Below are 18,864 nucleotides of genomic sequence, written 5' to 3'. Positions count from 1 at the left end.
ATAACCTGCCATTGCGTGGTGGCTTATATCCCACCAAATGTCTCTTTGAGCTCTGAAACTTGCGCGGGGTCCAGAAAACGGGTTGGCAGGCCGCGCAGCGCCAGCAATAGCTTCGCCGTTTCTTCAAGCTCTTCTGCTGCACATACTGCCGCGAATAGATCGTTGCCGGAAACAACGGGGCCGTGATTGGCCAACAAAACGGCGCCGTATTCTCCGCCCAGGTCCCGGATCAGATCACCGGATTTGGGGTCGCCCGGCTTAACATAAGGAACCAACTTCACCCGACCGACACGCATCACCACATAAGGCGTCAGCGGTGGAATGCAGTCCTCGGGGTCAGTGTCTTTGAGGCAGGACAACGCAGTTGCCCAGGTCGAATGCAAATGCACGACAGCACCTGTCTGAGGTCTCGTCTCATAGAAGGCCTGATGGAGGAAAACTTCCTTGGTCGGCTTATCCCCTGAGACATGGTTGCCATTCAGGTCGATCTTGGCAATGCGTTCGGGGTCAATGTCTCCCAACGTAGAGTTGGTTGGCGTCATAAGGATTCCGTCGTGCAGGCGCGCGGAAACATTGCCCGCAGTGCCAACGGAAAACCCCCTTGCAAAGAGCGACGCGCAGAGGTCCGACATCTGCTGCCGCAGCGCCAATTCATCAGAGCTCATTGGCCGTTCTCCATCATCCTAAGCGCTTTTGCGAAAAAGTCGGGTGCACCAAAGTTTCCGGACTTGAGGGCCAGCGCAATGGGTTCAGATTTTCCGATGCTCAGAATGGGCACGCCCGGATCAATCTCTGGCCCAATGGACATGGCTGGCGCGCCCAAGGCCTCGGACACGGTCTGGGACACAGCCCCCGACGTCTCTCCGCCGGCCACAACCAAGCGCTTGTACCCGGTCAGGACAAGCGCGCGGGCGGTTTCAGCGAACAGGTTGTCTAACCGGGCCGCAACGGCCTCTTGCCCGAACCGGTTTTGGATTGCACGCACATCCTCGGGATTTCCTGATGAGTAAGCGAGTGGCGCCTTGTCGGGATGCGCCTCGAAGAAGTCAACAAGCGTGCCTGTATTGACGTTCCCCGCCATCACACCTGGAACATCAATAGCTAGGGTTGGATGCGACCGCGCATGCGTCTCGATCTGCCTGCGGGTCGCCCCCGAACAGGAGCCAGCAAGGATTGCTGCCCGTCCGACCACACCTGTGAATGCGCTGCCTGCAGCTTTGGACGAGGCCTGGCTCAGGATGTTTCTGGCGAGACCCAACGCGATGCCCGAGCCCCCGGTGATGAGCTTGGCATCCTTTAACGCCGCCCCCCACGCCAACAGATCCTCGTCCGAAATCGCGTCACCAATCAAAAATCGCGCGTCGGCGTCTCGTACAGCACCGGCAATCGCCCCTGCCCCCTGCCTGACAATGTCACTTGGCACCAATCCGACCGTTTCTGCGGTTTGATGTTGTAGCCAGCGCCTGATGTCAGAATCCGTCATCGGCGTCAGCGGATGATTTTCCATCCCCGACTCATGTAAAAGCTGGCCAAGCACAAAGAGATGACCCTGATAGACCGTGCGACCAGTTGTGGGAAAGGCTGGGCAGAAAATCACCTTTTGCGCCCCAAGCTCATTGGCGAGCGCCTCAGCGACGGGGCCGATATTTCCGTCACGCGTGGAATCAAAGGTCGAGCAGTACTTGAAAACGAACTGCTGGCATCCTTGGGCCACCAGCCACCGCAGCGCGCGTAGACTGTCCGCGACGGCTTCGCCGACCGGTGCTGTGCGGCTTTTGAGCGAGATCACACCCGCTTCGATCTCTTTATCTGCCGGGTCAGTCGGAATACCCGGAAACTGCGCAGTGCTCAGCCCACCTTCCGGTGCCACACCTTTTGCCAAGGTGTTCGCAATATCGCTGGCGCCGGTAAAATCATCTGCAATCACACCAATCTTCATATTTTGATATCCCCCACGGGCCCTACGTCCAGACGGTGGATATGTGGTGCAGCACCGGTCGGGAAGACCTCGCGCACGAGTGGATCATGGCCCGGCACGATCAGCCGAGGATTCGAGGCGAGCCGTTCCAGGGTCGTGAATCCATCCATCATATCCTGCAAATCGACCACAATGGGGAAGGCTTTGCGCGCCATGAAATTCTCATAATAGTGAGACGCATCCGAGGCTAGAACCATCCATCCCGCGGCAGTTCGCACGCGCACGCATTGCAGCCCGCGTGAATGCCCGCCGATACAGTGTACTGTCACCCCATCGGCAATCTCGGCCTCGCCGTCATAGAACACGACCTTGCCTGAGTAGAGACGTTTTATTGCCTCGCAAACATGCCCTGCCGTAAACGGCGCGCGCAGATGATCGTGGCACATACAGGGCCCGGTGGCGAATGCCATTTCCGCTGATTGCATGTGCAGTTTTGCGTTCGGGAACAGATGCAGCCCTCCCGCGTGATCATAGTGAAGATGGGTCACAATAACATCGGTTACTGCGTCCGGCGTGATGTCCAACGGGCGCAGAGCCTCGCGGGGATCCATCGCGATGGGGCGGCCCCGGGCTGAGGCTTCGTCGATATCGTATCCGGTATCGACCAGAATGACTGCGCGACCGCGCTTCAAAACCCAAATGAAATAGTCCATCGCGTGGGGCACGTCGTGATTGTCATCGAAGATAAAGCTGTCGCGTCGCGTTCGTGCATTGCGATCCGCGTACTTCACGGCATGGACTTCCCAATCGCTCATCGAATGACCTCGGAAAACTGATGAACCACCTTTGAGGCAATCATACCAGCCACAGCTGCGTCAAAGAACTTGAAATGTGCGCTTTCAAGGTGGGCGGTAAAGGCCGCGCTGTCATCATAAACCTCATAGAGGAACACCGTTTCGGGGTCTTCTCCCAGGCAGACGTCGAACTGCTGACAGCCGGGTTCGTCGCACAAAGACGTCGCCGCATTTTCGACCATCAGGGGCAAAAATGTCTCTCGCCTACCGGGCTTGAGCGTGAAGGTGACAGTAACCGCAAACATCAGGCAGAAGATCCTTTTAGGCGTAAGAAAACGCGTTTGGCGACGGGCAATTGGCTGAGGATTAGGCCAATGTTCAGTATCAGCAAAATCGCCGCGCCGGGTCGCGAAAAGAAGACCGACAAATCCCCATCTGACAAAAACAGTGAGCGGCGGAAGGTTTCGTCAAACAGGCCACCCAGAATGACCCCAATGACCAGCGGGGCGATTGGATATTTCATGAGGTTCATGAAATAAGCCACCGCGCCCACACCCAGCATGAGATAAAGATCATTGATCCCACCACCAACGCTGAATGATCCGATTGTCGTCAGCACCATCACAACCGGCAAGAAGATCGTCTGCGGGATGGCAAGTATCTTGATAAAGACCCGAGCGGTGAACAGCCCCATCAGGAACATGGTCAGGGAGGCCAGTACAAGAATCGCAACCACACGCAGAATGATCTCGGGGTCGATCGTCGGACCGGGGATCACGTTGTTGATCTTGAAAGCCCCCATCAAAGCCGCAGCAGGTGGAGAACCGGGAATACCCAACACCAAAAGAGGGATCAGCGCGCCGCCAATGCAGGCGTTGTTTGCTGTTTCCGAACACAACAGGCCTTCTAAAGACCCCCGGCCGAACTTGTCGCCCTCGGCTGATACTGTTTTGCCAACTCCATAGCTGACCCAGCCGGCGACATCCTCGCCCACACCAGGAAGCGCACCGACCCCGGTTCCGATCACACCAGATCGGCCAATGGTCGGCAGATAGCGTCGGATTGAGCTAAGATTGGGAAGAATGCGACCTTTCAGAGCCAGAACCTTTCCCGCCTCAATGTGCCGCAAACCATCGATGATTTGCGGAATGGCAAAGGCCCCCATCAGCACCGGAACAACCTGAAACCCACTCATCAGATAAGACCATCCGAAGGTATAGCGCGGCTCAGACAACAGGGGGTCAAGCCCGACCATGGACATCGCAAGCCCGATTAGACCGGCGATCCATCCCTTAATCACCAGGTCTTCGCTCATCAAAGTGCCAGAAAGCAGTATGCCGAAAAGGGCAAGCAGCGCTTTCTCCGGGCTTGCGATGTTCTTTGAGACCAAAAGCAGCGCCCAGACAAAAATCAAAAGCGTCAGGGTCCCGATTACCGTGCCGATAAAGCTTGCCGTTGTGGTCAGCCCAAGCGCTTCGCCGCCGCGTCCCGCCTTGGCAAGAGGGTAGCCGTCCATGGCTGTTGCCGCGCTGGCGGCTGTGCCGGGAATGTTGAGCAGGATTGACGGGTAAGAGCCGCCGTAAATCGCGCCGACATACGCGCCAAGCAATGCGATCAGCGAATAGTCCAGCGGTATCTTGTTGCCGAAGAACCCGGTCAGGATCGTCACGGCCAGCGTTGCCGTCAGTCCGGGCAAGGCACCGAATGTGATGCCGAGGAATACGGATGCGATCAGATACAGATAGGTCAGCGGATCAACCGTCAGGCTGACAAATGCGGCCCCAAATCCTGCCAGTTGCGAAAGGATAAAGTCCATCCGATCAGTCTTTCCATAACGGACGAAGCGTCACGTAGTAATGATATTCAATCTGCTTGAAGATAAGACCCCCACGCGCCGGAACGTTTTGGCGGAACACAAAAGCCATCGCACAAACAAGGATCAGGGGCGCCAGTATTGCGACAAACGGAACAACCCGCAGAATGCGCTCAGCGCGCGCCTTGCGCAGCACCAAGAGGGTCAGCGCGACCCAAAGAACCAGCGTCATCCAATCATCGCCATGCGCGTTCCAATTGGCCTGAGCAGGAAAAACGACAAGCGCGAACAGCCCGGCCGCAACAACCGTGACACAAGCAATGAGGGCCCGCTGCGCGTGGCCGCCATAGAAGCCGAAAATGAGCGCTGTAATCAGCAAACCCGAACACAAAACAAAGTCCACTCTGGGAACTAGACCCACGACATATGCCAGCAGGATCAGGCCAATTGTCGTAACGCGATAGACTTCAACCCCGCTCCACCCGATCCCCACCGCGCTGAGCGCGTGCCGAGCCCCACCCGACCGGATCGAAATGGCCAGCAATACGAAAGACAGGACAAGCATCCCGCCAAAGATAAACAACGGCACAATCGCGGCCGAATTGTACCAGTCTGATCCACTTACGCCCGCGCGGTTTTCCCCCCAAAGCGGGATGTCCGATGTCTTCCAAAGAAAAAAGAGTGATACTGCGATCAGAACTATCGATGCCCAAAAGTCACGCGTGCGCATGACCAGTGTTTCGTCGACATTGTCCATTTCCTGCCTCCTGCGCGTGAAAGGGCGTGTTTAAACACGCCCTTTCCCAACCTTCTGACTTAGGGTTTTTCGATACCCAGTGAGGCAGGATCAACCGTCGCAGCACCCAGGTCCTGCAGGGTATAAGCAAAAGTGGCCTCAAGATTTGCAAACAGTTCCTGCGCCTCTGCCCCGTGCTGGCCACCAACGTCATAGTTGTTTGCAGCAGCCCATTCCGCGACCGTATCCGACGCAATTGCCTTTTCAAACGCATCACTCAGCGCTGTCTTGACGTCATCTCCGGCCGAGTTATGCACGGCAAACCCAATCGCCTGCTTGAGCGGCAGGTACTGATCAAGACCGTCATAGATACCAAAAGCAGACGGCACTGTTGTTCCCGCAATTTGAGCGTCTTCGGGCGTCAGCATCGCAAGCGGCTTAAGCTGGCCGCCTTCGATCAGCGGAGCCTGCTCGGCCAAAGAAGTTACAACCAGTGCAACCTCGCCCGCAATGGCCGCTTCCTGCCCTGGGGCCGAGCCCTTGTAAGGGACAAACTTGAATTCGGACCCGGACCCTTTCTCGATCGCAAGCAGGTTCAGATGGTGGATTGAACCCGCGCCAGAAGCGGCAGCCGGAATAGTACCCGGAGCGGCCTTTGCAGCGTCAACCAGCTCTTGCAACGTATTGTAAGGACTGTCTGCGGGCACCGAGATCAGATCAGGCGAGCCACCAACGATAAACGGATACCAGAAATCAAATTTCTTGTCCCAGCCCCCCTGCACGGCTGCGGTTACGTTCGACTCGGACAGGCCAACCAATGTGTAGCCATCGTCTGGCTGATTCATCACATAGACCATACCGTTAGAACCCGCGACCCCACCAGTCTGATTGATCACGTTGATCGAAACCGGAAGGTGCTTTTCCATCTCAGCCATGATCATGCGATTGATCGTGTCCGTGCCGCCACCGGCCCCCCAGACCACTGCAGTTGTGATATCACGGTAGGGGTAGTCCTGCGCAGCCACTGCCCCTGCAATCCCGGTCGCCACTACGGCCGCGGCCGCCAGCCGCCCTAACTTCAGTTTCATCTCCAAGTCCTCCCAAAACAACTTCGCGTTTGTTATTGCATTTATTTGCGTATACATTAAAGAATGCATTGTCAACGGACTGTGGTTAAGGCTGCGATCGCGTTATGAATGCGAAACGGGAAGGAAGCGGGCTGAGATGAAAACGAAATACGATGTTGCAGTGTTTCATGGGGACGGGATCGGGCCTGAAATCATGGGCCCTACGCTTGAGATCTTGCACCAGCTTTCCGAGGCTAACCCCGGCTATACGCTGGCGTTTACCGACGCCCCGGCAGGTGCCTCTCATTACGCGGCAACCGGCGAATCTTTTCCGGATGCCTCGCTGGACATCGCGCGCAAGTCCGATGCGATACTGCTGTCAGCGATGGGCCTACCCGATGTACGGTACCCTGACGGGACCGAGATTTCACCACAGATTGACCTTCGGAAACAGCTAGACCTTTTTGCCGGCGTACGACCAGTAAAAGTAAGCAGCGGACAGATGACCCCCTTGTCCCTCCCGCATGGGAAAGAGATCGACTTTGTCCTGATACGCGAAAGTACCGAAGGGCTGTTCTTTACCCAAGGCACCGGTGAGGTCACGGAACACGAAGCACGCGAAACCTTGCGGATTACGCGTGACGTATCCGAAAAGCTGTTCCGCTTTGCCTTTGAACTTGCCGAGAACCGTAAGGTATCAGGACGTGGCCCAGGGCGGGTGACATGTGTCGACAAGGCCAATGTGTTCCGTGCCTTCGCATTCTTCAGATCACTGTTCGATGCCGAAGCCACCCGCCATCCCGAATTGCAGGCGGACCACGCCTATGTCGATGCCACCGCTCTTTGGATGGTACAAAAGCCCTGGGATTTTGATGTTCTGGTAACTGAAAACATGTTCGGCGACATCCTTTCCGACCTTGGTGCAGGGCTTATGGGCGGTTTGGGGCTCGCCCCGTCCGCGGATATCGGATTGAAACATGCCGTCTTTCAACCTTGCCACGGCTCCGCTCCGGATATTGCCGGTCAGGGTATCGCCAACCCCTTTGCGATGATCCTGTCCGCGGCGATGATGCTTGAATGGCTTGGTTTGAACCACGATAACCCGGACCTGTCCAACGACGGCATCCGGCTGCGCGATGCAGTCGAAAAAGTAACGGCAAACGGTCACAACCTGACTCGGGATTTGGGGGGCACGGCCAGAACAAAAGACGCCGCCGCCTCCGTTGTGGAAGCCTTGCACGCATGAGCACTCAGCGAAACATAAAGGTTGCCTGTGTAGGCGCAGGATACTTCAGCAGATTCCACTACGAGAGCTGGTCGCGCATGCCCGGCGCCACTCCGGTCGCCTCATGCAATCGCGACATCAGCAAGGCGAAAGCAACCGGACTGACGCCCTATGATGATCTGTGGCGAATGCTGGAGGCTGAAAACCCGGACCTCGTTGATATCATCTTGCCGCCCGTGGCGCAAGCTGAGGCCATCCGAACCGCACTGCGCGCGGGGATCAAGTGGCTGATCTGTCAAAAACCATTTTGCCAGTCGCTGGACGAAGCGAAACAGATTGTTGCAGAGGCAGCAGACGCTGGATCCACTATAATTGTGCATGAGAATTTCCGCTTTCAGCCGTGGTATCGCGCCATCAAAGAGGCGCTGGCAGAGGGTCGTATTGGAACGCCGCTTCAGGCGACATTCCGGCTGCGACCCGGCGACGGGCAGGGACCGCGCGCCTATCTTGACCGGCAGCCCTATTTTCAGGACATGCCGCGCTTTCTGGTTCATGAAACCGCAGTTCACTGGGTCGATACGTTTCGGTTTTTGTTTGGCGCGCCCAAGTCTGTCTATGCGGACCTGCGCCAAATCAATCCGGTTATCGCGGGCGAAGACGCGGGCCATATCCTGTTTGATCACGCCGGCGGGCTTAAAGCCCTGTTCGATGGCAACAGATGCCTAGACCACAGCGCCGAAAACCTCCGCCAGACGATGGGCGAAGCGCTGATCGAGGGGACCGAGGGATCGCTGACCCTGTATGGTGACGGCTCAGTAGACCTCCGCAAGTTCGGGGAGCGCGTGCAACAGCAGATTCTATCACCCTGCACACATGACGGGTTCGGCGGAGATTGCGTACATGCCTTGCAAAGCCACGTCATTTCGGGCCTTTTAACAGGCACGCCGCTGGAGAATACGGCCCAGGACTATCTGGACGTGGTCCGCATTGAAGAAAGCATCTATCGTTCGACTGCAGAGGGTCGAAAAATCAACCTGGAGACGCCGTGAAGGATCAGGACAACAAGACCCTTTCCAACACACAACGCGCTGTTCGCGACCTACGCCGAATGATCCTGTCTGGCGAGCTTGCCGCCGGGACGGATCATTTGGAATCGGAGCTTGCTGAAACACTTGGCATGTCGCGTACGCCGGTTCGCGAGGCCGCATTGATGCTGGAGAGCAAAGGCTTGTTGGAGATGAGACCCCGCAAAGGGGTACGTATCCTGCCCGTCTCATCAGAAGATATGCGAGAGATCTATGACATCCTGACCGAACTCGAGAGCCTTGCCGCACAACGCGCAGCGGAAGCCGGGTATTCGGACGAAGATCTTGCAGTATTGACCGGGTCAATCGAACAGATGGACCATGCGATCGACACTCAGGACCTTGAGGCCTGGGCCGAGGCCGATGAGCTGTTCCATCAGGAACTCGTACGCCTGGGTGGAAACAAACGTGTAGAAGCAATCGTCGCGATGATGAGCGATCAGGTGCGCCGCGCGCGCGCAACTACGCTGTTCATCAGGCCACTACCGGTCAAATCCAACGAAGACCATCGCTCGGTTCTTCAGGCCATTTGCGAGGGTCGGCCGGAAGAAGCGCGTGATCGGCACCGAGAACACCGTCTTCAGGCAAAGGCGATGCTCTGCGCACTGCTGGAAAGACATCGGCTTAACAACCTTTGATCCGCAAGCGGCTTCTCAAGAAAGCAAAGAATCCGCCTTAGAAAGGCCCGATCATACACGAAAAACACTGGCGCTTCAGCCCCGACCAAGCGGGGCTAATCGCAATAAGCTAGAGGTGCGGTTTGCAAATACCTACTACCGCTAGAAGTCCAGGTTTTCGACGCTTAATGCGTTTTTCTGAATGAACTCGCGCCGTGGTTCGACGACATCGCCCATCAGCTTTGTGAACAGATCATCAGCCTCGACCATGTCGTCGACACGCACCTGCAGCAGCGTACGTGCATCAGGGTCCAGCGTGGTTTCCCACAACTGATCGGGGTTCATTTCTCCCAGACCCTTATAGCGCTGCAGCGACAGACCCTTTTCACCTTCTTCCAAAATCGCCCGCAGAAGGTCCAGCGGACCATGGATAAGCTGCGAGCGATCCCGGCGGATCAGGGTGGCGGGTGTGTTGTATACCTCTTGCAGGCTTTGCGTGAAACTGCCGGTTTTGCGGGCTTCACCCGAGCGCAGCATGGGGCCGTCCAATGTGCGAACCTCTTCGACGCCGCGCAGGATACGGGCCAGACGGATGCCGTGGTCCTGGGTGATCCGACCTTGCCAGCCGCGCTCATATTCCAACGCGATCAAGTCCAGACGCGCGGCAACCTTGTCAGCGACGCCTTGCAGATCAGCGTCCACCGCACCGGGGACAAATGCACCAGCCACGGCGGCCTGTTCGAGAATGTGGCGCGGGTAATGGGTCGGGAAGGCATCCAGCACGCGCTTGAGCTGACGCGCCTCATCGACCACACGGGTCAGGTCCTGGCCGATGATTTCCTCACCCGAGCCAAGTTTCAGCACGGCACCTTCGACGCCCTGATTGATCAGATAGTCGTCCAGCGCGGCCTGGTCTTTCAGATAAACCTCTGATTTACCACGCGAAACCTTATAGAGCGGCGGCTGTGCGATATAGAGGTATCCACCTTCGATCAGTTCCGGCATCTGCCGGTAGAAGAAGGTCAGCAGCAGGGTACGGATATGCGCACCATCGACGTCCGCATCGGTCATTATGACGATCTTGTGGTAGCGTAGCTTTTCGATGTTGAACTCGTCGCGGCCAATGCCGGTGCCCAGCGCCATCACGAGGTTGCCAATCTCCTGGCTCGACAGCATCCGGTCAAACCGAGCGCGTTCGACGTTCAGAATCTTACCGCGCAGGGGCAGAACCGCTTGGGTCAACCTGTCCCGACCCGTCTGAGCCGAGCCACCGGCCGAGTCACCCTCGACAAGGAAGACTTCGGTCTTGGATGGGTCTTTCTCGGAACAGTCTTTCAGCTTCCCGGCAAGATAGTTCACATCCATCGCTGTCTTGCGACGGGTCAGTTCGCGCGCCTTGCGTGCAGCCTCGCGCGCCAGAGCGGCCTCGATGATCTTACCGACAATACCCTTGGCCTCATTGGGGTTTTCCTCAAACCACTCGGCCAGCTTTTCATTCATCAACCCCTCAACGGCCGGACGCACCTCGGAACTGACCAGCTTATCCTTGGTCTGCGAGGAGAATTTCGGATCGGGTACTTTGACCGATAGCACGCAGGTCAGGCCTTCGCGAGCATCGTCGCCGGTAAAGCTGACCTTTTCCTTCTTCGCGATCCCGCTGGACTGCGCGTAATTGTTGATCGTCCGTGTCAGCGCGCCCCGGAACCCGGCCACATGTGTTCCGCCATCGCGCTGCGGGATGTTGTTGGTGAAGGGCAAAACCGTCTCGTGATAGCTGTCATTCCACCACATCGCGATTTCAACGCCGATATCGTCGCGCTCACCCTTGATATAGATCGGCTCGGGCATGGCCGGGGTTTTGGACCGATCGAGGTATTTGACGAACTCCTTGACGCCACCCTCATAGAACAGCTCGGTTTCCAGCCGTTCAGCCGGACGTTCGTCGATCAGGATGATCCGCACGCCCGAATTCAGGAAGGCCAGCTCACGCAGGCGCTTTTCCAGCGTTTCAAACGAGTATTCCAGGTTCGAGAACGTGTCGGTCGAGGCCAGAAACCGCACCTCGGTCCCGGTGCGGTCGCCACAGTCACCAACAACTTTCAGATGCTCTGCGGTCTCGCCGCCCTCAAAACGCGCGACGTGCTCTTTGCCTTTGCGCCAGATGCGCAATTCCAGCCAATCCGACAGCGCGTTCACCACGGAAACGCCGACGCCATGCAGACCACCCGAAACCTTATACGAGTTGCTGTCGAACTTACCGCCTGCGTGCAATTGGGTCATGATGACCTCAGCGGCGGAAACGCCCTCTTCCGGGTGAATATCCACCGGAATGCCGCGCCCGTTATCGCTGACCGAAACACTGGAATCCGCGTGAATTTTCACGGTGACATGGTCGGCATGACCGGCCAGCGCCTCGTCAATTCCGTTGTCGACAACCTCATACACCATATGGTGCAGACCCGAGCCGTCATCCGTGTCACCGATATACATACCGGGACGCTTGCGTACCGCCTCTAAGCCTTTGAGAACTTTAATGGAATCAGCGCCGTATTCTTGTGGTGCCTGTGCGTCTTCGGACATGCCGTTAGTACCTATATTATTTTGGTAACTTATACGTTTTCTGGTGGGGAATGTCACGCGATCCCCCAGGATTTTGTGGCACCTGGCCGCTTTATTTGCCGATCACAGCCGTTCGAGGTCTGCGGCGATATCCTCGGCAATTTCTGTGGCGTTCACATCGTCCCGTTCAGCAGACAAACGCAGCCCCAAAAGGTCGGATTGATACCGCGCCGCCAGACGGTCGGGATTATGATCCGCACCAATCTCGCCCGCCTGCTGCGCCCGGCTAAACAGATCAGCAAAGCAGAGCTTCATCGTGACCATATGCGCCCACGCCCGATCAGCCAGCTCGTGGTCCTTGTGCTGTAGTTCGGCATAGGTCTTGGCCAGCATGCAGGCCCTCGTCGGAAACTCCGACGGGTCGATCACGCGACGCAGATGAGCCTTGAGGGCCGCAAGCGGCCCCAACCGCTCGGCCAATGCCGCGATGCTGGTGACGCCATCTTCGGCATACCGCTCAAGCGCCAGAGCATAAAGCGCATCTTTTGACCCAAAGGCCGCGTAAAAGCTTCCCGGCTTCAGCTTCAGCGCATGCTCCAGATCCTTCAGTGACGTCCCGGCCCAGCCGTGACGCCAGAAAATATCACGCGCCTGCAGGATCAGCGCGTCCCGGTCATATGAGGGTTTGCGAGGCATGGGGCTTCCCAATCTTGAACGTTCGCTCAAATATATACTTGAGTGATCACTCAAGAAACCCTAAACATGCCTTATCGCGCCAGAAGCAGGAGTTTTGATATGGCCAATTTCCCCTCTCACGATCTCGAAACCGCCCCAGAAGAGTCCAAGCCGTTACTGGAAAAGTCGCAAGCCGCCTTTGGCCGCCTACCCGGCCTGCACAAAGTGATGGCCGAAAGCCCACAACATCTGGAAGGGTATCAGGCGCTGCATGGTCTGTTCCTGCAAACCGCCTTCGACAATGACGAGAAAACCGTTGTCTGGCAGACGATCAACGTGGAAAACGAATGCCACTATTGCGTACCCGCCCATACTGGCATCGCCAAGATGATGAAGGTATCTGACGAGATCACCGAGGCCCTACGCAATGAAACTCCGCTGCCCAACGCCAAGCTGGAAGCACTGCGGACCTTCACCCTGCAAGTGATGGAAACGCGTGGCAACCCGACCGAAGACCAACTGCAAGCCTTCTTCGATGCTGGCTATTCGCATCGTGCAGTATTGGACGTTGTTCTGGGACTGGCGCAGAAAACCATGTCGAACTACGTCAATCACATGGCCAAAACACCAGTGGATGAGGTGATGCGCGGCTTCTTGTGGGAGCGCAAAGTCGGCGAACCAGCCTAAGAGGTTACGATCGAGCCCTCATCGCCTTCGGTTACGATCAGCGTTTGGGCCCGATCCCCCAATTCTGCAAACAGCTCAGGCCCGGTGCCCGTCATCCAGGCCTGCGCGCCCAACGCGCAAATCTCATCATACAGCGCAGCCCGTCGCCCCGCATCCAGATGCGCGGCCACCTCGTCCAACAGGACAATCGGGGGGGCACCCAGCATTCCTGCCAGCGCGCGCGCATTCGACAGGATCAACGAGACCAACAACGCCTTTTGCTCACCTGTCGAGCAATCCTTGGCGGGAACCCCTTTAGCGGCAAAGACACCATACACATCCGACCGGTGCGGCCCGACAAGGGTGCGCCCGGCAGCCAAATCCCGAAACCGGCTTTCTTCCAGCGCCTCGCGCAGATCATCCGCAGTTTCGGGCATGGACCCTTCGCTTTGCACCAGGTCCAGTTCTGCCGACGGAAATGCCGTTTCCGCCTGATCCTGCGCCGACCGCAAATGATCTAATGCCGCAAGACGCGCCTGGTGTATGCGGTGACCCATCTCAGCCATTTGCCCCTCTAAGGCTGCATACCAATGGGCGTCCCGCATCTGCTCTTTCAGCAGACGGTTGCGTTCGCGCATCGCTTTTTCATAGGTCAAGGACGCCTCGGCATGCGCCGGATCAAAGCTAAGAGCAATCCGGTCCAGAAACCGTCGGCGCCCGTCTGCGCCTTCAATCCACAAGCGATCCATCGACGGGATCAACCAGACCACGCGGGCCAGTTTGCCCAGTTCAATTTGGCTGGAGGTTTTATCGTCAATCCGAACCTGCCGCGCGGCACCCCCTTCGGACCAGGTCTCGATCTCGTAATTCTGACCCTGCGCGTTCAGCAATCCCGACAGCTTCCAGCCCAGCGCCTCGGGCCGCCGAGTCATCTCAGCCGCGCTGGCCCGCCGCATCCCGCGACCGGGCGAAAACAGAGACACCGCTTCGAGAATATTGGTCTTACCTGCACCATTCGGCCCATGAATGGCCACGGGTCGCCCGTCCAGCGACAGCCGCACCAGCTTGTGAGACCGAAAATGCGAGACCGTAAGCTCGGTCAGGGCCAATCCCATGACCCCTCCCTTTCGTTAAGACCTGCCCCTAAGCGCCGATCAGACACGCATCGGCATAACGACATAGACAGCGCTCTGGTCGTTGCCTTCACGCATCAATGTCGGATCACCGGCTGAGTTGAACATGAATACCGCGTTCTCGCGATCGACCTGCGAGGCGATTTCCAACAAATACTTGGCGTTGAACCCGATTTCCAGCCGCTCATCGCCATAAGCGACGGCCAGCTCCTCTTCGGCGGCACCGCTGTCGGGTGCATTCACTGACAACACCAGCTTGTCAGCATCCAGCTGCAGCTTGACCGCGCGGGACCGCTCGGACGAGACGGTGGCAACCCGGTCCACGGCCTGAGCAAATTCCGCAGCATCAACCTCGAGCTTGCGAGTGTTGCCCTGCGGAATGACGCGGGTGTAGTCGGGGAAGGTGCCGTCGATCACCTTTGAAGTCAGCGTGATGTTAGGTGTGGCAAAGCGGATTTTGGTTTCGCTGACGGAGACAGCGATGTCCATTTCATCGTCTTCCAGAAGTTTGCGCAATTCGCCAACCGTCTTGCGCGGCACAATCACGCCCGGCATGTCTGCGGCGCCGTCGGGCAAATCCGCATCGATACGCGCCAGCCGGTGCCCATCGGTTGCTACGCAGCGCAGCACTTTGCCGCCCTCGAACCCATCGGCGACATGCATGTAGACGCCGTTCAGATAATACCGAGTCTCTTCGGTCGAAATGGCAAATTTGGATTTGTCGAACAACCGGCGCAGCAATGCGGCGGACGCGGTGAAATTCGACGCATACTCCGAAGAGGCCATCACCGGGAAATCCTCTTTCGGCAGGGTGGCCAGCGAAAAATTCGAGCGCCCCGCCTCAACCGTCAACCGGCCCGCTGCGCTGTCGGCAGTCAGTGTCACCAGCGCACCATCCGGCAGCTTGCGCACAATCTCATGCAGGGTTGTCGCAGCAACCGTAGTCGAACCGGCTTTTTCAACCTGTGCAACTGCTTTGTCGACCACTTCGATATCCAAATCGGTGGCACGGAACTGAACCTGGTCCCCTTCCGCCTCGATCAGCACATTGGCAAGTATGGGAATGGTGTTGCGGCGTTCAACAACGGATTGGGCCTGCGAGACGGCCTTGAGAAGGGTGCCGCGTTCGATGCTGATCTTCATACCCTCAATTCCTCTGACTGGCGTGCCGAAAATGGGCGGGACTGGCACGTTAGCGGCTCCGCCCTGAGGCACAAGGATTTTTTACGGATTTCTGAGTTGGAATGCACAATGCGTCAAGGGGCGCGTGGTGCATCGGACACAGTTCCCCGCGAACCGTGGGCAATTGCGCACAAGAAAACGCCCCGGATCTAAAATTCCAGAGCGCTTCATGGGTGGTAGGGGGAAAGCCTCAAGCTTCCAGCGACCGGCGCAGCATTTCCACATCTTCTGCGATCTGACCGTCGGTCAGTTTCAGCTCTTCGATACGCTTAACGCCGTGCATGACTGTGGTGTGATCGCGCCCGCCAAAACGGCGGCCAATTTCGGGCAGCGAGCGACTGGTTAACTGCTTGCAAAGATACATCGCAACCTGACGCGGACGAGCGTAGGATCGCAGGCGCTTAGGGCCGATAATGTCAGACAAGCGGATGTTATAATAATCGGATACCTTGCGCTGAATCTCTTCGACAGTGATCTTACGTTCGGAGGCGCGCAGCACATCAGCCAGACAATCCTGCGTCAGCTCCATATCGATCTCGCGGCCGACCAGCGAGGCGAAGGCAAACAGACGGGTCAGGGCGCCTTCCAGCACACGCACATTGGTTGAAATGCGGTGCGCCAGGAATTCAAGCACACCATCTGCGATGCTGAGATCAGGATAAGTGCTGCTGTATTGCTGTACTTTAGTTTGCAGAATGCCCAGACGCAGTTCGTAATCGGTAGGATGCAGGTCAACAACCAGACCACATTGCAGGCGCGACTTTACACGATCTTCCAGATCCTTGATCTCACCCGGGGCGCGGTCAGCGGAAATGATGATCTGTTTATTCTGGTCCACCAGCGCGTTGAACGTGTGGAAAAACTCTTCCTGGGTGGAGTCCTTGCCCGCAATGAACTGCACATCATCCACCATCAGCACATCAACCGAGCGGAAGAGATGTTTGAAATCCATCATCCGACGTTCGCGCAGGGCCTGCACGAAGCGATACATGAATTGCTCGGCGGACAAGTACAGGACGTTCAGCTCAGGATGCTTGGTCTTCAGCTCCCACGCGATGGCGTGCATCAGGTGGGTTTTACCCAGACCAACGCCACCATAGAGGACCAGCGGATTAAAGGTGACAGGGCCGCCCTCGGACACGCGCCGTGCAGCGGCATGGGCCAGCTCGTTGGGTTTCCCGACCACAAAACTGTCAAAGGTGAAACGGGAATCCAGCGGCGCGGCCTGCAGGGACTCAAGCGCATCATGCGTTGCGTCTGACTGATGAGATGTTTCTGCAATGTCTTGAGGCGCGGAAATTGATGGCACCTCTGGCTCAGCCACAGGGGTCGGGCGGGTCGGCGAATTTGCCGCAACCCGAAACGCCAGCCGTTTGACCGTTTCACCGGACGAGTTCAGTTCATAGAGAATGAGATCAGCAAAGTTCTGACTGACATAGTTCCCCATAAAATTCGTCGGTACCGAAAAGAACGCCACACCATCCTGCAGCTCTTGGAACTCAAGAGGTTCAATCCAGGTGGTGAAATTGTTCCGGCCGATTGACTTCAGCAACTTGCTACGCAGTTGTCCCCATTTCTCTTGTGTCATTAAGCGCCTCACGCATCCCATTATTTATTGGCTTTTCAGCCTTATTACTCAGCCCGGTATCCCGGCACTCCGGCAGTCACTCACACACAGCTATAGTGTCGCCAGGCTGTATAACCTGGCGGGTAACAATGTTTGGCTTGCACGATCAGATCCCCGACACCTCAATAAAGAGGAGGCCATCCGGAAACCGGACTGCACATTACCTTTCAATTTTTCGACAGGGCCAAGATCATCGGTGTACCCGAGACCCGAAGCAGATCGTCAATCCGGCCTGAGCCGGTTGCCGACATTCGCCCCTGCAACCTCCTGATGCCCGTCAGTAGAATCACAAGGACAGCCTGTCCCCCCAAGCGAGTGAATCGCTGAAATAGTCGTAACAAGAGGCACCCGGTCGCGGCAACGAAACTCTGATATTGACTCGGCTCTTTGGCCGAAAGAATCTCTCAGTTTTGTGAAGGCGCGGCATTCAGGCAACAATAGAAAAGGCGCCGCAAGCTGCGACGCCCTTGATAGCAGATCGGTTAACAGCTGTTAACTCTGGGTCAGCCGAGCGCTTTCACGCGGGACGACAGGCGCGACATTTTACGCGCTGCGGTGTTCTTGTGGAAAACGCCTTTGGTGACGCCGCGCATCAGCTCGGGCTGTGCGGCGCGCAGAGCTGCGGTTGCTGCTTCTTTGTCACCGGATGCGATTGCTTCCTCGACCTTGCGCAGGAAGGTGCGGATGCGCGAACGGCGTGCTTTGTTGATTGCGAAACGCTTTTCGTTCTGACGCGCGCGCTTCTTTGCTTGGGGCGAATTTGCCATGTGTATCTCTGACCTTTGTTCGGTTCGGTTATCTCAGGGTTGCGCGCCACGGATATCTCCGTACCGGATCAGGGATCACGAGTGTGATTCTGGCCAAGCGGGCCGCACGCGCATGTATAGCGGCGCTGCTTATCCAACTTTGCGGAGTTTGCCAAGCCGAATCTTCTGACACGGCCAGCAGTTCGAGCCCAGGCGGCAAATCCTACCCAGTCAGTTCCAAACGTTACTTGTCGCGAAACTGCGCGGCGCGCTTTTCAAGGAAAGCTGCCATGCCTTCCTTTTGATCTTCGCTCGCAAACATCGAGTGGAAAACGCGGCGCTCGAACAGCATGCCTTCACTCAGCGGCAATTCATAGCTGCGGTTGACGGCCTCTTTGGCGGCCATAACGGACAGCTGGGATTTCTCTGCGATCTTCTGCGCCGCACCGATCGCCTCTTCAACCAGCTTCTTGGCCGGAACCACGCGGCTGACCAGCCCGGACCGCTCGGCCTCTTCTGCGTCCATGAAGCGCCCGGTCAGGTTCATGTCCATCGACTTGGACTTACCGACAAAGCGCGTCAGGCGCTGGCTGCCGCCCATACCCGCGATCACACCCAGATTGATCTCGGGCTGACCGAACTTGGCCGTCTCTGCCGCAATGATAAAATCACACATCATCGCAAGCTCGCAACCACCGCCCAGCGCGTAGCCCGCAACGGCGGCTATAATCGGCTTGCGAATGGCCGTGACCCGATCATTGGCGTCAGCAAACAGGTTCTCATTAAAAACCTCGACATAGGTTTTTTCGGACATCTCTTTGATATCCGCACCGGCAGCAAAGGCCTTGTCCGAACCGGTGATGATAATGCAGCGCACCTTGTCGTTGCGATCAGCATCCTCCAACGCGTCGCACAGCTCACCCAGAAGTTGGGTGTTCAGCGCGTTCATCGCATCTGGTCTGTTCAGCTTGATAAGGGCGACGTGGTCTTCGATTTCGACGATGATCGTCTCAAAAGCCAT

The 18,864-nt window shown here is 57.1% G+C and carries 18 protein-coding genes; 4 read left to right on the top strand and 14 right to left on the bottom strand.

All coding sequences use genetic code 11. The features are described 5' to 3' along the window. Window positions 1-23: 23 nt before the first annotated feature. Genes otnC through ACR0I7_RS14060 form a run of 7 tightly spaced genes read right to left on the bottom strand, consistent with a single transcriptional unit; the run spans window position 24 to window position 6,349 of the window. Window positions 24-665: a 3-oxo-tetronate 4-phosphate decarboxylase gene (otnC, locus tag ACR0I7_RS14090; protein WP_480512064.1), complete on the bottom strand. Its 642-nt coding sequence runs from the start codon at window positions 663-665 to the stop codon at window positions 24-26. Beyond that, window positions 662-1,939 carry a 3-oxo-tetronate kinase gene (otnK, locus tag ACR0I7_RS14085; protein ID WP_480512062.1) on the bottom strand — a complete coding sequence of 426 codons (1,278 nt, stop codon included), beginning with the start codon at window positions 1,937-1,939 and terminating at the stop codon, window positions 662-664. The genes otnC and otnK overlap by 4 nt, the downstream gene beginning before the upstream one ends. Further along, window positions 1,936-2,733, bottom strand: a complete 798-nt coding sequence (locus ACR0I7_RS14080) for an N-acyl homoserine lactonase family protein (protein ID WP_480512060.1) — start codon at window positions 2,731-2,733, stop codon at window positions 1,936-1,938. Before ACR0I7_RS14080 ends, otnK begins: the two co-directional genes overlap by 4 nt. Next, window positions 2,730-3,017: a putative quinol monooxygenase gene (locus tag ACR0I7_RS14075; protein WP_480512058.1), complete on the bottom strand. Its 288-nt coding sequence runs from the start codon at window positions 3,015-3,017 to the stop codon at window positions 2,730-2,732. Before ACR0I7_RS14075 ends, ACR0I7_RS14080 begins: the two co-directional genes overlap by 4 nt. Continuing rightward, on the bottom strand, window positions 3,017-4,528 hold the full coding sequence (locus ACR0I7_RS14070; RefSeq protein ID WP_480512056.1) for a tripartite tricarboxylate transporter permease: 1,512 nt from the start codon (window positions 4,526-4,528) through the stop codon (window positions 3,017-3,019). Before ACR0I7_RS14070 ends, ACR0I7_RS14075 begins: the two co-directional genes overlap by 1 nt. Before the next feature lie 4 nt (window positions 4,529-4,532). Further along, window positions 4,533-5,282 carry a hypothetical protein gene (locus ACR0I7_RS14065; RefSeq protein ID WP_480512054.1) on the bottom strand — a complete coding sequence of 250 codons (750 nt, stop codon included), beginning with the start codon at window positions 5,280-5,282 and terminating at the stop codon, window positions 4,533-4,535. 59 nt (window positions 5,283-5,341) lie between these two features. Beyond that, the gene (locus tag ACR0I7_RS14060) at window positions 5,342-6,349 is read right to left on the bottom strand and encodes a Bug family tripartite tricarboxylate transporter substrate binding protein (protein ID WP_480512052.1); all 1,008 of its coding nucleotides are present in this window, start codon (window positions 6,347-6,349) and stop codon (window positions 5,342-5,344) included. Between the two features lie 136 nt (window positions 6,350-6,485). Here ACR0I7_RS14060 and ACR0I7_RS14055 point away from each other — a divergent pair, with 136 nt between their 5' ends. The 3 genes from ACR0I7_RS14055 to ACR0I7_RS14045 are packed head-to-tail and all read left to right on the top strand — an operon-like array spanning window position 6,486 to window position 9,276. Then, window positions 6,486-7,574 (top strand): isocitrate/isopropylmalate dehydrogenase family protein, encoded by a 1,089-nt coding sequence (locus ACR0I7_RS14055; protein ID WP_480512050.1) that lies wholly within the window; start codon window positions 6,486-6,488, stop codon window positions 7,572-7,574. Then, window positions 7,571-8,602 carry a Gfo/Idh/MocA family protein gene (locus ACR0I7_RS14050; protein WP_480512048.1) on the top strand — a complete coding sequence of 344 codons (1,032 nt, stop codon included), beginning with the start codon at window positions 7,571-7,573 and terminating at the stop codon, window positions 8,600-8,602. The genes ACR0I7_RS14055 and ACR0I7_RS14050 overlap by 4 nt, the downstream gene beginning before the upstream one ends. Beyond that, window positions 8,599-9,276 (top strand): GntR family transcriptional regulator, encoded by a 678-nt coding sequence (locus ACR0I7_RS14045; RefSeq protein WP_480512046.1) that lies wholly within the window; start codon window positions 8,599-8,601, stop codon window positions 9,274-9,276. Before ACR0I7_RS14050 ends, ACR0I7_RS14045 begins: the two co-directional genes overlap by 4 nt. A gap of 141 nt (window positions 9,277-9,417) precedes the next feature. Here ACR0I7_RS14045 and gyrB read toward each other — a convergent pair whose 3' ends face one another. Next, window positions 9,418-11,835 carry a DNA topoisomerase (ATP-hydrolyzing) subunit B gene (gyrB, locus tag ACR0I7_RS14040; RefSeq protein WP_480512044.1) on the bottom strand — a complete coding sequence of 806 codons (2,418 nt, stop codon included), beginning with the start codon at window positions 11,833-11,835 and terminating at the stop codon, window positions 9,418-9,420. Window positions 11,836-11,937: 102 nt separating this feature from the next. Further along, complete coding sequence (locus ACR0I7_RS14035) at window positions 11,938-12,510, bottom strand: TetR/AcrR family transcriptional regulator (protein WP_480512043.1); 573 nt, start codon at window positions 12,508-12,510, stop codon at window positions 11,938-11,940. Between the two features lie 99 nt (window positions 12,511-12,609). On the opposite strand from ACR0I7_RS14035, the gene ACR0I7_RS14030 reads away from it, so the two are divergent. Beyond that, window positions 12,610-13,176, top strand: a complete 567-nt coding sequence (locus ACR0I7_RS14030) for a carboxymuconolactone decarboxylase family protein (RefSeq protein ID WP_480512041.1) — start codon at window positions 12,610-12,612, stop codon at window positions 13,174-13,176. On the opposite strand, the gene recF is transcribed toward ACR0I7_RS14030, so the two are convergent. From recF to ACR0I7_RS14005, 5 genes are all read right to left on the bottom strand, one after another. Continuing rightward, window positions 13,173-14,270: a DNA replication/repair protein RecF gene (recF, locus tag ACR0I7_RS14025; protein ID WP_480512039.1), complete on the bottom strand. Its 1,098-nt coding sequence runs from the start codon at window positions 14,268-14,270 to the stop codon at window positions 13,173-13,175. The two genes, ACR0I7_RS14030 and recF, sit on opposite strands and share 4 nt — an antisense overlap. Before the next feature lie 39 nt (window positions 14,271-14,309). Then, window positions 14,310-15,431 carry a DNA polymerase III subunit beta gene (gene dnaN / locus ACR0I7_RS14020; RefSeq protein ID WP_480512038.1) on the bottom strand — a complete coding sequence of 374 codons (1,122 nt, stop codon included), beginning with the start codon at window positions 15,429-15,431 and terminating at the stop codon, window positions 14,310-14,312. A gap of 229 nt (window positions 15,432-15,660) precedes the next feature. Beyond that, entirely contained in the window at window positions 15,661-17,058 is a 1,398-nt protein-coding gene (dnaA, locus tag ACR0I7_RS14015) for a chromosomal replication initiator protein DnaA (RefSeq protein ID WP_480512036.1), read from the bottom strand. A 542-nt stretch (window positions 17,059-17,600) separates the two neighbouring features. Beyond that, entirely contained in the window at window positions 17,601-17,864 is a 264-nt protein-coding gene (gene rpsT, locus ACR0I7_RS14010; protein WP_480512034.1) for a 30S ribosomal protein S20, read from the bottom strand. A 223-nt stretch (window positions 17,865-18,087) separates the two neighbouring features. Then, the gene (locus ACR0I7_RS14005) at window positions 18,088-18,864 is read right to left on the bottom strand and encodes an enoyl-CoA hydratase (RefSeq protein ID WP_480512032.1); all 777 of its coding nucleotides are present in this window, start codon (window positions 18,862-18,864) and stop codon (window positions 18,088-18,090) included.

The organism is Ruegeria sp. AM1, from assembly GCF_056540745.1.
The sequence above is the reverse complement of the archived record's forward strand: the minus strand, read 5'-3'. Positions and strand labels throughout refer to the sequence as shown.